We start from the raw sequence: 13,414 nt of genomic DNA on the forward strand, positions 1-13,414 counted from the left end.
GGCGCTTATCCCCCGCGGCGACACCCTCCCCACCCCCAACCCCCCCCCCCCCCCCCCCCCCCCCCCCCCCCCCCCCCCCCCCCCCCCCCCCCCCCCCCCCCCCCCCCCCGCGCCAGTTCTGCGCGCCCGAAATCCGGCGTGTTCCGTCGGGAACGAGGAATCAACACGCATCGCCGAACCGAAACAGTGGGGCTCCTGCGGCAGGGCCATTGCTCTCCAGCGGATGCCAAGCCCGGTCAACCCGTGCCAACGCGGGTCACCGCAGCCGACCGCCGGTCGCCAACCCGGGTTCGTGTGCACGGGGTGTGGCTTTGGGCTGGGAGAACGGGGGTGCGGAGAACGTGGGTGAACGTGGGCCACTCCCTGCCACCCCAGGTGAACGCCCCGGTCGCTAGACTAGGCCGTCGCGCCCTCGTAGCTCAGGGGATAGAGCAACGGTTTCCTAAACCGTGTGTCGCAGGTTCGAATCCTGCCGGGGGCACCTCGAAGATCGGCCAAACGCCATCTGAGCAGCGGATACGTCACCGCGTCGATCACTCGTCCTGTGCGGTGGTGTGCGGCCCGGAGCCGCCGTTTGTCGCTGCCCACGGACTATTCACGGATTGGTCTTGGCCCGTGATGTGAGGCGTTCTTGCAGCTCGCAGCCTGTACCCGGGCACTGCTACATCAGTCTTCGGGGGGAGCGCGGACGGAGCTTCGCTGCTGCTAGGTGGCCTCCCGTGCGATTCACGTGCGATAAGGGGCGGCCGTCAGTGGGATCCGGGGTCAACCAGGGGCGGACCGGGCAGGCGGGATTTCGGTGCGCGACGCAGAAGCGCCGACCGGCGTTTCCGCTGGTCGGCGCTTCAGGAGTCCGGCGAAGGCGATGTGGCCAGGCGGGGCCAAACCCTCTACCTTCCGATTTCGGTCGGAAGGTCCGATGGGCTGCCCGTAGGTTAGGCCAGTTGTCGGGCGCGGGTGGCGGTGACCGTCGCGGTGCCGCTGTTGGACAGGCCGGAGATCAGGTGTGCCTGGTAGGTGCCGTTCGGCAGCACGGTCCACAGGTCCGGGGTGCCGTCGCCGTTGATGTCGGCGGCCTGCAGCGTGCTGATCGCGACGCCGGTGTTCCAGTTCGCCGCCACCTGGTACTGGGTGTGGGTGAGCGTGCCGGTGCCGTCACCGTTGTCGACCATGGTGACCCCGGTCCACAGGTACAGGTCACCGGTGCCGGCGTTGCGCAGGAAGAGCGCAATCCCTGAGGCGGTTTCGGTGCTGGCGAGGCTCCAGTTCTGCCAGTCGGTCCCGCCGGTCGGCGTGGGGTTGGTCAGCCCGGTGACGCCGTAGTAGAGGCCCGGCGCATGATAGTTGGGGTGGTAGCCGAGCCGGTAACCATTGGTGGCGTCACCGGCGATGCCGAGCAGATCCGGGATGCCGGTGTCGACGCCGTCAGCCTGGAACGCGTTCACCAGCATCAGCGGGATGTTGCCGTTGGCATCGACGAGGTAGTCGCGGCTGATGTTTGCCGTGTTGCCGCTGACCGGGTCGAGCATCGAGCCGTCGCCGGCGCCCTTGATGAAGGCGGCGCCGCCAGCGTAGACCCCGCTCGGGTAGTAGACGAGGAAGCCCTCCTCGGTGCCGCCGAAAAATCGGCCGGTGGTGGCCTGTCCGCCGTCGAACTCGGTCGGCAACCAGGTGCCGCCGAAGCCGTTGCCGCGCAGGCCGATGTTGGTGGCCGGAGTTTGCACCCCGCCGGTGCCGACGCCGGTCTTGTGGGACTTGACGCCGAGTGCGGACCAGACGCCGGAGCCGAGACCGGTGCCCGGACCGCCGACGGCGACCAGGTCGGGCACCCCGTCGCCGTTGAGGTCCTTGTCGACCGGGCCGGTGGTGACGGTGGGCGTGGGTTTCGTCGCGGCCTGGGCTGGCAGGGCCGGGGCGAGCGCGGTCAGCGCGAGCGCCACGGGCGCGGTCCAGGCGAGCACGCGACGGGTACTGAAGGATTTCGTCAAGGGTGCCCCCGTCCTGTAGGTGGTTGCCGCTCGGACGGTACTGGACGACGGCAACTGCCACGGCCCCGTTTCGTCCGGGCTTCGGGTCAATGTAGGAGTTGGCTGTACAGCCATTGGTGCGGCCAAGCCGGCCGACAGGCGCTGTCAGGGGACGACTGGCGGCTACAAGGCGAGCAGGTCAGCGGCAGGGATCAACACCGGCCGACAGCAGTCTTGATCTTTGCAGGGCAGGGGTCGACTACTTGTACCTGCGCGCTTGCGGGGCCCCGCCCCTGCGGGCGGCCTCGGGCGGTCCGCAGCGCCTCATGTCAGGTCACGGCCCATTCACGGACTGGTCTTGACCAGGTGGCCCGAAGGATGAATCGTCGGTGCAGACCAGCGGCCCGCACCCGGCCCGGCCGTACACCGTTCCTAATCCGTGTGTCGCAGGTTCGAATCCTGCCCTGGTGACGAGAGCCCAGCCGACCGCACCGCGGTGCGTCCCGTCAAACAGCTTGCCTCCCGTGCGACGTCGCCGACACCATGGGCCGCATGCGGATCGAGACTCGCTCCCTGATTGCCGACGACTGGCCCCGACTCTGGCCGATGTTGAAGGACATGGGCGTGAACGGTGAGCACCCCGACGCCCAACGCGAGCGGTACGTCCAACTGGTCGCGGACCCCCGATGGGTCATCCTTGGCGCGGATGCCGACGGCGAACTGGCGGGATACGCGGCTGTCCAGGACCACGGTCCGCACCTTCGATCGGGCGACGATCACCGGGTCGCCCGACTGCACGATCTCTATGTGCGTCCCGACCTTCGTTTGGGCGGGGTGGGACGCGCCTTGATGACGGTGGTGTCGCGGTGGGCGAGACAACGGGTGCGGTATCTGGAGTGGCAGGCTCACCGGGAACGGGCAGCGCCCTTCTACGAACGCCTCGGATACAAGGGCGAGCCATGTCCTCAGCCCGACTACCCGACGTTCGAAATTGACTTCCGGTCGACCTCCGGCGCTGGGGCTGGAGCATCCGCCGGGCCTTTCCCCGGCCGGTGACCGCGAGGGGCAGCGGCCATGAGAGGTACCGTTTGCAGTCCTCCGCAGGACAAGTGCCACGACCCGGGGCGCCCTGGGCGGCCTTGTTCCCCAGCTCGGAGTGCGGAGGGGCCGCAGTCACACCGACGGGAAGGCCCTGTTGCCGTCCGCCAGTCAGGCTTGCTCTCAATCTCATGGTCGCGCGAGTGCCCGCTCCACGCCTCGGCGCATCCGTTGCGATGCACCCGGTAGGCCATGCAGGCGGCGAACCTCATGAGGCTCCAGCTCTCGTCGACCAGCTAGCGCGATCGCTGCGGCATACGGCCTGGCATCGGGTTGACGTAGCAGGACTTCGATCTCCTGTAGGACCTTGAGCAGGACGCCTCGGTCCGCGTGTGGGTGTTGGGCGACGAGCCGGAGCAGGTGGTGGCGATCCCACCGGTCGAACTCGCCACCGAGCAGCTCGGTCAGGGTTGCCGCGCCGGTGCGGATGTCCTTGGCGACGGCCAGCCGCACGAACGAGTAGGGGCTACGGGCAAGGGTGTGCAGCCCGTCCTGGCCGATTCGTGGGTCCGAGACGAGGTCCAGATGGTCCCGCGGTGTGCGTACGTGTGGAAGCAGCGTGTCGATATCCGGCATCCGCTCCCTCGCCGCGTCGCTCAACCGGTATCAAGGGCGCTTCGCGTCGCTCCGCGACGGTCTGCGGCAACCTCGACCCCTGTCCGCACAGATACGTATCAGACTTCGATTCGGAGCCAGTCGTTGCCAGCGCGAAGCCAGAGACCGCCGTCGCGGCCCTGACCACAGTGCAGGACAACACGGCCGGGCACCCGCATCTTGCGCCGGTCGGTCACGCGCCAGGCCGCGTCGACCAGTTCGACGCTGACAACCTCGACCGATCGCTGATTGTGGTCGCGCCGTGTCAGGATCGCGCGGTTGCCTCGTGCGGCGAATCCGTCCGGGCCGTGCACAGGGCTTGGCCAGCTGGTCACCTCACCGGTGGAGGGGGTGACCCGTGTGAGGAAGGTGCCGGCGCGGCTGCTGCCGGAGTACCAGACCAGCCATACCTGGTCGCCCTCCGTGGCGGCGGTGCAGCCCTGCAACGGCAGGTCAGGAAGACGGCTTCCGGGAGCCCAGGTGACCTGGCCGTCCGTGCTCCAGCCGGCCAGCCCGGCTGCTGACTCCGGATGGCCTCCGTAGATGCCTTCGTCACCGTAGGCCGTCCAGATCGACCCGCCGAGATCGGTGACCAGGACTGGGATGTCGTCGCCGATGCAGAAGGCCCGCTGTGGCCCGCCCTCCAGGGAGCGCACCACGGCGTTCGGCTCCCACGAGCCGGTGTCCTCCCTGCGTGCGCGTCCGCTCGCGATGAGGAGTCGTGAGTCGGAAAGAAGCGCGATGTGACTCGGCGAGACCTGGATGTCCTCGATCGTTCGGCGTCGAATTCGGCCGTCGGTCTGGCGGATTACCAGCACGCCGTCGAACGGACCCTTCGGGCTCCATCCCACCCAGCCCTTGACGTAGCGGCTTCGACGTAGGTGCCGTCGATGGACGAGCAGGACAGCAAGCTCACCTGTCGGGCCGACTGTCCACCACAGAGGGCGTCGCCCTGCCCAGAGATCCGCGGTCGGCAGCTTCCATACCCGATGAGCCTTGACGGCCGCGGACACAGCACCCTCGAATCTTCAGCAGCACGCAGCGTAGGTGCGCGCAGTGTAGTGATGCCGCGGCTGCGCGACTTCCTCGGTGTTTCGGGCCGCCGGCCGGGGTTGACCTCAAGCGAGGTTGAGGTAGTCGGATGGGGGCATGCGTGCGATTCAGCTTCACGAGTTCGGTCCCCCCGGAAACCTGGTGCTCGACGACGTGCCGGACCTGTCGCCCGGCCCCGGCCAGGTCCGGATCGCGGTGTCGGCGAGCGGCGTGCACCTGCTCGACACGAGCCTGCGCCGGGGCGAGGCCGGCGGCCCGATGCCGCTGCCCGACCTGCCCACCGTCCCCGGGCGGGAGGTCGCCGGCGTCGTCGACGACCTGGGCGAGGGCGTCGACGGGTCGTGGCGCGGCAAGCGGGTCGTCGCGCACCTGGGCATGGTGCCGGGCGGGTACGCCGAGCAGGCGGTCACCTCGGTCGAGTCGCTCTACGCCGTACCGCGGAATCTGACCTGCGCCGAGGCGGTGGCGGCGGTCGGGACGGGCCGGACGGCGCTCGGGATCTTCGACCTGGAGACGCCGACGGCGGACGACGTCGTCTTCGTCCCGTCGGCGGCCGGTGGGGTGGGCTGGCTGCTGGTGCAGGCGGCGCGGACGACCGGCGCCACCGTGGTGGCGGCGGCGCGTGGCGCCGACCGGACGGCGGCGCTGCGCGACCTCGGCGCGGACATGGTGGTGGACTACGGGCTGCCGGACTGGACCGATCGGGTGCGGGAACAGGTGGACGGCCTGAGTCTGGTCTACGACGGGGTGGGCGGCGCGGTGGGTCGGGCGGCTCTGGAGCTGTTGAGGCCGGGCGGCCGGTTCATGATGTTCGGCTGGTCGGCCGGCGAGGCGACGCGGATCGGGACGGACGACGTCATCGGGCGCGGCCTGACCGTGGGCTGGCTGGGGCAGCGGATGCGCGCCCTGCCCGGCGGCATCCCGGCGCTGGCCGCCCGGTCGCTAGAGCTGGCCGGGAAGGGCTGGTGGCGACCGTTGGTCACGACCTATCCGCTGGCCGATGCCGCCACGGCGCACGCCGACCTGGAGGGGCGCCGGGCGCTGGGCAAGGTGGTGCTGACCGTGGAGCGTTGACCGGGCACCCGGCCGCCCCGCGCGTCGTCGGCGGGGCGGCCGGGTGGGCGGTCGTCAGAGCGCGGCGCGGATCGCCTCGGCCAGCGTGGTCGGCTGCCGGCCGATCAGCTTCGCGAGGTCGTCGCTCTCGACGTCCAGGTCGCCCTGGGCGGTGCCCCGGTCGCCGTCCGCGAGCACCTCCGCGTACGCCTGCGGCACGCCGGCGCCGGCGAGCACCTCGGCGTACTTCTCGACGGTGAGGTCGGTGTAGCCGACCTGGCGACCGCTCTGCCGGGACAGCTCCTCGGCCAGCTCGGTCATGGTGATCGGCGCGCCGGCCAACTCGTACACCCGGTTGGCGTGGCCCTCGGTGGTGAGCACCGCCGCCGCGGCCTCCGCGTAGTCGGCGCGGGTGGCGACGCCGATCCGGCCGTCGCCGGAGGCGCCCACGACACCGTGCGCCAGGTAGGTCGGGAGCTGCGGGAGGTAGTTCTCGACGTACCAGTTGTTGCGCAGGAAGACGTACGGCAGACCGGAGGAGCGGATCTCCTGCTCCGTCGCGCGGTGCTCCGTGGCGAGGATGAGGCTGGAGGTGTCGGCCTTGGCGATGCTGGTGTAGACGACCAGTCCGACGCCGGCCTCCTTGGCGGCGGCGACGACGTTGCGGTGCTGCTGCACCCGCTGCCCGACCTCGCTGCCGGAGACGAACATCAGCTTCTCGGCCCCGGCGAGGGCGGCGCGCAGCGAGTCGGGGTCGCTGTAGTCGGCCCGCCGCACCGTCACGCCGCGCGCGGCGAGGTCGGCCAGCCGGTCGGTGTCCCGGCCGAGCGCCACGACCTGCCCGGCGGGTACGCCCCGGCGCAGCAGCGAGTCGACGATCAGGCGGCCGAGATGGCCGGTGGCGCCGGTGACGACGATGGACATGGGCACTCCTTGCGTACGTGCGGGATGGCGTCTGACGTCATCGGCAACGGGAATGCGAGCGCGATACTTCCCGTTGGAGAGTAGGCACCTTGAAGTGCGTGACTTACCGATGGAGAGTGCAGTGCACCCGAACGTCTACGCCCGCAACTGCGGCAGCCGGCAGGTGCTGGACCGGATCGGCGACCGGTGGAGCGTCCTGGTCGTGCTCACCCTCGCCGACGGCACGAAGCGCTACGGCGAGCTGGCCCAGCGGATCGAGGGGGTGAGTCAGAAGATGCTCACCCAGACCCTGCGGGCGCTGGAACGCGACGGCCTCGTGACCCGGACGGTGCACGCGAGCGTCCCGCCGCGGGTCGACTACGCGTTGACCGACCTCGGCCGCAGCCTGCTCGACCTGGTGGCCGGGCTCGAGTCCTGGGCCACCACCCACCTCGACGAGGTGGAGGCCGCCCGCGCCCGCTACGACGCCGAGCCTCGCTAGGCCGCCGGAGCAGGGGCGCGGGCGTGTGTCGGGGACGGCGGCCGACGGCGCGGGCGACAGCCGGAGCCGGTGTTTCGACGGCGCCGCGAGAAGGCCAGCCCACCGGAAAGGGCGGCCTCCGGATGTAACGAGATTCGCTGGCAAGACGCTGCGCTTGCAGCCCGCGAATATTCCCAGCTCCGGGAATAGGCTCCGCATATCGACGGCCGCCACCGGCGGCCATCGCGTACCGCGCGTCGGACGCGGATCGAGGGGGCGCGTCCGGCGCCGGTGCCGCTTCTCGTTTCACACCGGAGGACCCTGTGCGTCGTACCGCACTCTTCGCCACGCTGACCACCGCGGCGCTCGCCGCGGCCGTCGTCGCCGCCACACCGGCATCCGCGATCAACACCTACAACGCCCTGCCCGCCCCGGAGCGCACCGAGGTCGGCGCCCTGATCGTGCAGTGGGACCGCGACGGCGATCCCGGCACGCCGGACGTCGTGGACTGGTACTGCTCCGGCACCATGATCGACCGCGACGTCTTCCTGACCGCGTCGCACTGCACCACCGACTGGTCGCCGGGCGCCCGCTTCTACGTCTCGCTCGCCCAGGACGTGGAGGCGGAGCTGGCCGCCGCGAAGGCCGCCGGGCTCAGCCCGGAGCAGGTGGCCGCCGCCGTCGGCGTCGAGGGCACCGAGCACGTCCACCCCGACTATCCGGGCAACTCCGCAGACTCGCACGACATCTCGGTGGTCACCCTCGACACCGCGCAGGCGGCCGAACTGGACCGGCGCTGGGACTTCACCCCGGCCACCCTGCCGACGGCCGGCCAGCTCGGCGCGCTCGGCTCCCGGGCGCTCGACGCGGCCCGCTGGGAGGTCATGGGGTACGGCACGGCGGAGGCCCAGCGCGAGCCCGGCGGGCACGTCCACCCGGGCGGCGGGGTGCGGATGAAGGCGGAGGTCGGCTTCACCGCGCTCAACAACACCTGGGTGCGGCTCGCCATGAACGAGAGCCGCGACTACGGCGGGGCCTGCTACGGCGACTCGGGCGGCCCGAACTTCGTCACCATCGGCGGGCAGCGGCTCCTCGCCGCCACGACGATCACCGGCGACGCCCCCTGCTACGCCACCAACGTCACCTACCGGCTGGACAGCGACAGCGCCCGCGACTTCCTGGACGACTTCGTCGACCTGCCCTGACGGCGGAACGCGGCGGCGGCCGGCGGGACCATCGCCGGCCGCCGCCGCGCGTCACCGCCCGGCCGCCCCGTCGCCGCGGTACCGGCCGCCGGGGCCGGCCGGTCCGGCTGCCGCGCCGGCTCGGCCCCGCTCGCCCGGCCGCCGCCCGACCCGGCCGGCCGGTCAGCTTTCGGGCAGCTGGGCGACCTTGGTGAGCACCTTGTCGATGAGGCCGTACTCGCGGGCCTGCTCGGCGGTGAACCACCGGTCCCGGTCCCAGTCCTGCTGGATCTCGTCGAGGGTGCGCCCGCTGTGCCGGGCGATCAGCTCCTGCATGGTCCGCTTCACGTGCAGCATGTTCTCGGCCTGGATGGTGATGTCCGCGGCCGTGCCGCCCATCCCGCCGGACGGCTGGTGCATCATGATCCGCGAGTGGGGCAGCGCGTAACGCTTCCCGGCCGCCCCGGCGCAGAGCAGGAACTGCCCCATCGAGCCGGCCAGGCCGAGCGCCAGGGTGGCCACGTCGTTCTTGACGTAGCGCATGGTGTCGTAGACGGCCATCCCCGCGCTCACCGAGCCGCCCGGCGAGTTGATGTAGAGGAAGATGTCCCGGTCCGCGTCCTCGGCGGCGAGCAGCAGGATCTGGGCGCAGATCCGGTTCGCCGACTCGTCGGTCACCTCGGTGCCGAGGAAGATGATCCGCTCCTTCAGCAGCCGGTTGAACACCTGGTCGTCGAAGGACGGATGCCCACCGTCCAACATGCGTACGCCCGTAGCGATCATCGCGCGCCCTCCCACAGTGCCGGCGGGCGACCGGAGGCGCCCGGGGGACCGGCCCCTCCAGACTGCCCGCTGGACGGCGCGTCGCCGTAACAATTCTGCCGGCGGCAGATCCGCTGAGGGCGGAAGCGGCCGGGCCTAGACGACCGCCAGCCGCCGCTGGCCCGACCGGCACCGTCCGCAGCCGAGCACCGCACGGGTACGCGGCCCGGGGTGGCCCCCGCGCGCGGAGGCGGAGCGTCCGACCCGGACGGTCGGCCCGCCGGCCCGGGGAGCCAGGTGGAGCAGCGGCCCGCCGGTGCGGAGACCGACCCGGGCGACCGGCGTGACGTCGGGGGCGTCCGCCCGCTCCGGCCCGACCGGGGCGGTGCCGGCCGGAACGGCCGCGGCGGAGGCAAGCTCCGCCCGGGGCGCCGCCGGGATGCGCGGCTCGACGCGGCGCAGGTCGTCGCGCGCCTCCTCCAGCAGGTCCGACAGGTGGATGCCGAGCGCCCGGCAGATCGCCGCGAGCACCTCCGAAGAAGCTTCCTTCCGACCGCGTTCGACCTCGGACAGGTAGGGCACCGACACCCCGGCGGCCTCGGCCACCTCGCGCAGCGTGCGGCCCTGCCGCAGGCGGAGCCGGCGCAGCACCCCGCCGATCACTCGTCGTAGCAACGACATGCGGGCCTCACTCTCGTGGTCGCCGTCGGGGACACCCCCATCATGCCCTGTCCCAGCCCCGCGGACCGGCCCGTCGGCGCGCCGCCCGTACGGGAGCCGCCGCCCGGACCGGCGCGTCCAGGTTGCCCGCCCGCCGCCACCGCGGCAGCCGGGTCCGGGCGCGACCGGTTGCCCCGTCGGCGACCCCGCCGTGCGGATTCCCGTCGGGCCGCTATGTTGTGGGCGTGCAGGCGACGACGGAGTCGGGGCAGGTCATCAGGTGATCCACTTTCCCGCGCAGCGACGGGGCCCACTGAGCGCGCTGAGCCTTCGCCTTGCCGCCGCCATCGGCCTGGTCTTCGCCACCGTCGCCGTGGTCTACCTCGACCGGGACGGCTACCGCGACGTCAACGAGGACGGCATGACCCTCCTCGACTGCTTCTACTACACGGTGGTCACCCTCTCGACCACCGGCTACGGCGACGTCACCCCGGTCAGCCAGACGGCCCGGCTGGTCAACGTCGTCTACATCACGCCGGCCCGGGTGATCTTCCTGATCATCCTGGTCGGCACCACCCTCGAAGTGCTGACCGAGCAGTACCGCACCGGGCGCCGCCTGTCGCGGTGGAGGAGAGCCGTGAAGGACCACGTCATCATCTGCGGCTACGGCACGAAGGGCCGCAGCGCGGTCTCCGCCCTGCTCGAGAACGGGCTGGACAAGTCCCGGATCGTGGTGGTGGAACGCAGCGGCCCGGCCCTGCGGCAGGCCACCTCGGCCGGCCTGGTGGCGATCGAGGGATCGGCGACCCGCTCGTCCGTGCTGAACGAGGCGCATGTCCGCAACGCCAAGGCGGTGATCATCGCGACCGACAGCGACGACGCCTCGGTCCTGGTGGCGCTGACCGTACGGCAGCTCACCGCCGGCCAGGTGCGGATCATCGCCGCCGCCCGCGAGGCGGAGAACGCCCCGCTGCTCAAGCAGAGCGGTGCGCACCACGTGATCGTCTCCTCGGCCACCGCCGGCCGGCTGCTGGGCCTGTCCACCTCGGCCCCGCCGCTGATCGACGTGGTGGAGGACCTGCTCACCCCCGGCCAGGGCATGGCGCTGGCGATGCGCTCCGCCGAGCGGGCCGAGGTGGGCCGCTCCCCCCGGGAGCTGGACTCGCTGGTCATCGCCCTGGTCCGGCGCGGCAAGGTGGTGACGCTGGCCGACAAGGCCGGCGCGGTCATCGAGACCGGCGACATGCTCGTCCACGTCCGCGACGACCGCCCTCAGGCGACCACCACGCCCTGACCGGCCCCGCGCCGGCCGACGCCGGGCGGGCCGGCGGTGCCGGCCACGCCGACGGTCGTCCCTGGACGGCCGCCCGGTCCGAGCCTTTGGGCTGACCAAGAATCGTCTTCGCGGATCTTTTTCCGCGCCGGCTCGTTTGCTACCGTTTGGCGGCTTGGAATCGCCGGTGAGCGTTATCGATCGCAGCCGACGCGCCGTCAATGGCACAGGCACGACGGGGGCTTCATCTTTCGCACGTGGGCTGACGCCCCGCGCGTCGATCGTCGTCTTCCCGTCCGGTCGGGAACACCTCCGCTGAGCCGTTCCGAGCACCTCGTTAATCGAACGACGGGAAATCAATCAGTGGCTGAAGTGGCAACATCCGCAGGAGCCAGGCGGCGTTGGTCGGCCGGCGTCGTCGGCCTCGCCCTCGCCGGCGCGGCGTTCGTCGCGCCCGCTACCGTCGCTCAGGCCGCCCCCGCCGGGGACGGCGTGTACGACGCGGCCAGCGAGTCCGGGACCAGGAACCTGGACAGGCTGCCGAACCTGCACAAGGGCAAGCTGGAGCTGCCCTCGCCGGGCGCCAAGGGACCGCGGTTCCAGACCGGCACGGGTCCGTCGCCGCGCATCGTGAAGGGGGAGTTCGCCAGCGCGTCGGAGTTCCCCTACATCGTCGGCGTCGTGACCAGCTTCAAGTACGCCGGAGATTTCTACTGGTACTGGTGCACCGGCACGATCATCGCCCCCAACAAGGTGCTGACGGCCGCGCACTGCACCGCCGACGGCCCGGGCACCACCCGTGTCATCGCCGGTAACGACCAACTGCTCGACAGCAACGGCAACATCCTCGGCGGCAGCGGGTTCGTCGCCGAGGTCGGTTCCACCTGGACCCACCAGAGCTGGAACATCAGCGCGGTCTACAACGACCCGACGATCCCGATCAAGCACGACGTCTCGGTGCTGACGCTCAAGCAGAACCTGCCCGGCGAGTACACGCCGGTGACGCTGGGCACGCAGGGCGACTCGACGCCGTACCAGGAGGGCACGAGCGCGGTCATCGCCGGCTACGGCGTGACCGACTCGGACGAGGAGAACCCGGACAGCCGCCTGCGCAAGGGGACCGTTCCCATGCGGTCCGACTCGGTCTGCAGCACCTACGGGTACGACCCGAACGCGATGACCTGCGCCGGGGCGGGCACGCCCAGCGTGCCGAGCACCGACACGTGCGGCGGCGACTCCGGCGGTCCGCTGATGGTCGGCGGCAAGCAGGTCGGCGTCACCAGCTGGGGCTTCGAGCCGTGCGGCACGAGCCCGGGCTACTACGTCCGGCTGAACAACTACGTGAACACGGTCAAGGAGGACCTGACCCGTCCGCCGCTGATCAACGCCGACTGGGCCGGCGACGGTCACACCGACCTCATCGCCCGGGACACCGCCGGCAACCTCAAGCTCTTCGAGGGCGCCGGGTTCGCCAACAACGGGTTCGGCGGCTTCTACTACGCGCCGAAGCAGCTCAACTCGGGCTGGGGCAGCTTCAAGCGGGTCTTCCGCGTCTACAACTGGAACGGCGACAAGCGGCCGTCCATCATGGCGATGAAGACCACCGGCGAGCTGTACATCTACAACACCGACGGGGCCGGCAACTTCGTCGGCGGCGGCAAGCTGATCGGCACCGGCTGGGCGAACTTCACCGCGCTCATGGTGACGAACAACTGGATGGGCAACAACCGCCCGAGCCTGCTGGTCCGCAAGTCCACCGGTGACCTCATCCGCTACACCAGCAACGGTGCGGGCGGCTGGGAGAACCCGTCGGGCACCCGGATCGGCACCGGCTGGAACGGGTTCAACCTGTTCCTCACGCCGGGCGCCTGGAAGGGCGACGGGCTTGAGGTGATCATCGGTCGCACCTCGACCGGTTACCTCAAGATGTACCAGTCCGACGGCAAGGGCGGCTGGACCAACCCGGCCGGCACCCAGATCGGCAGCGGCTGGGGTGGCTTCAAGAGCATCATGACGCTGGGCGACTGGAACGGCGACAACATGATGGACATGCTGGGCGTCAACAGCAGCAACCAGATGCGGCTCTACACGACCAACGGCAAGGGCCAGTGGATCGACGCGAGCGGCAAGGTGATCTCCAGCGGCTGGGGCAGCTACAACCTGATCTTCTGACCAGGGGAGGCACTCCCGCGCAGTAACGAAGGGGCCCGCAACCGACCGGTTGCGGGCCCCTTCTTCGTCCTGGCGTTGCGGCGGGGGGGGGGGGGGCCCCCCGGGGGGGGGGGGGGGGGGGACAAGGGGGGGGGGGGGGGGGGGGCTCTCCCCAGAAGGAAAAAGAACAGAAGATTTTCCCGGCTCTCGTGCCCCCCCCCCCCCCCCCCCGAAG

General features: G+C 71.1%; 12 protein-coding genes and 1 tRNA gene. 7 read left to right on the forward strand and 6 right to left on the reverse strand.

From position 1 onward, the window contains the following. The first annotated feature begins 408 nt into the window (after window positions 1–408). Window positions 409–481 (forward strand) — tRNA-Arg (locus tag ACZ6O2_RS07905). Between the two features lie 454 nt (window positions 482–935). Here the strand turns inward: ACZ6O2_RS07905 and ACZ6O2_RS07910 are convergent. Beyond that, the gene (locus tag ACZ6O2_RS07910) at window positions 936–1,961 is read right to left on the reverse strand and encodes a hypothetical protein (protein ID WP_466022367.1); all 1,026 of its coding nucleotides are present in this window, start codon (window positions 1,959–1,961) and stop codon (window positions 936–938) included. A gap of 558 nt (window positions 1,962–2,519) precedes the next feature. Here ACZ6O2_RS07910 and ACZ6O2_RS07915 point away from each other — a divergent pair. Next, a complete protein-coding gene (locus ACZ6O2_RS07915; RefSeq protein ID WP_466022368.1) occupies window positions 2,520–3,023 on the forward strand; it encodes a GNAT family N-acetyltransferase in 504 nt (167 codons plus the stop codon). 171 nt (window positions 3,024–3,194) lie between these two features. On the opposite strand, the gene ACZ6O2_RS07920 is transcribed toward ACZ6O2_RS07915, so the two are convergent. Beyond that, window positions 3,195–3,641, reverse strand: a complete 447-nt coding sequence (locus ACZ6O2_RS07920; protein ID WP_466022369.1) for a hypothetical protein — start codon at window positions 3,639–3,641, stop codon at window positions 3,195–3,197. A gap of 98 nt (window positions 3,642–3,739) precedes the next feature. After that, window positions 3,740–4,672 carry a hypothetical protein gene (locus ACZ6O2_RS07925; protein WP_466022370.1) on the reverse strand — a complete coding sequence of 311 codons (933 nt, stop codon included), beginning with the start codon at window positions 4,670–4,672 and terminating at the stop codon, window positions 3,740–3,742. A 136-nt stretch (window positions 4,673–4,808) separates the two neighbouring features. Between ACZ6O2_RS07925 and ACZ6O2_RS07930 the strand changes: the two genes are divergently transcribed. Beyond that, window positions 4,809–5,786, forward strand: coding sequence for a zinc-binding dehydrogenase (locus ACZ6O2_RS07930; protein ID WP_466022371.1), 978 nt, complete (start codon window positions 4,809–4,811; stop codon window positions 5,784–5,786). Between the two features lie 54 nt (window positions 5,787–5,840). Here ACZ6O2_RS07930 and ACZ6O2_RS07935 read toward each other — a convergent pair whose 3' ends face one another. Continuing rightward, window positions 5,841–6,689 carry an SDR family oxidoreductase gene (locus ACZ6O2_RS07935; protein WP_466022372.1) on the reverse strand — a complete coding sequence of 283 codons (849 nt, stop codon included), beginning with the start codon at window positions 6,687–6,689 and terminating at the stop codon, window positions 5,841–5,843. A 109-nt stretch (window positions 6,690–6,798) separates the two neighbouring features. On the opposite strand from ACZ6O2_RS07935, the gene ACZ6O2_RS07940 reads away from it, so the two are divergent. Then, window positions 6,799–7,170: a winged helix-turn-helix transcriptional regulator gene (locus tag ACZ6O2_RS07940; protein ID WP_357705077.1), complete on the forward strand. Its 372-nt coding sequence runs from the start codon at window positions 6,799–6,801 to the stop codon at window positions 7,168–7,170. Window positions 7,171–7,472: 302 nt separating this feature from the next. Then, window positions 7,473–8,354, forward strand: coding sequence for a trypsin-like serine protease (locus tag ACZ6O2_RS07945; RefSeq protein ID WP_466022373.1), 882 nt, complete (start codon window positions 7,473–7,475; stop codon window positions 8,352–8,354). Between the two features lie 162 nt (window positions 8,355–8,516). Here ACZ6O2_RS07945 and ACZ6O2_RS07950 read toward each other — a convergent pair whose 3' ends face one another. Next, window positions 8,517–9,116 carry a ClpP family protease gene (locus ACZ6O2_RS07950; protein ID WP_350701539.1) on the reverse strand — a complete coding sequence of 200 codons (600 nt, stop codon included), beginning with the start codon at window positions 9,114–9,116 and terminating at the stop codon, window positions 8,517–8,519. 135 nt (window positions 9,117–9,251) lie between these two features. Further along, window positions 9,252–9,776 carry a helix-turn-helix domain-containing protein gene (locus tag ACZ6O2_RS07955; protein WP_466022374.1) on the reverse strand — a complete coding sequence of 175 codons (525 nt, stop codon included), beginning with the start codon at window positions 9,774–9,776 and terminating at the stop codon, window positions 9,252–9,254. A 259-nt stretch (window positions 9,777–10,035) separates the two neighbouring features. Between ACZ6O2_RS07955 and ACZ6O2_RS07960 the strand changes: the two genes are divergently transcribed. Beyond that, on the forward strand, window positions 10,036–11,049 hold the full coding sequence (locus ACZ6O2_RS07960; protein WP_350701536.1) for a potassium channel family protein: 1,014 nt from the start codon (window positions 10,036–10,038) through the stop codon (window positions 11,047–11,049). A 351-nt stretch (window positions 11,050–11,400) separates the two neighbouring features. Then, complete coding sequence (locus ACZ6O2_RS07965) at window positions 11,401–13,200, forward strand: trypsin-like serine protease (protein ID WP_466022375.1); 1,800 nt, start codon at window positions 11,401–11,403, stop codon at window positions 13,198–13,200. Window positions 13,201–13,414: the final 214 nt, after the last annotated feature.

The sequence above is a fragment of the Micromonospora sp. NPDC048040 genome (genome assembly GCF_055587185.1).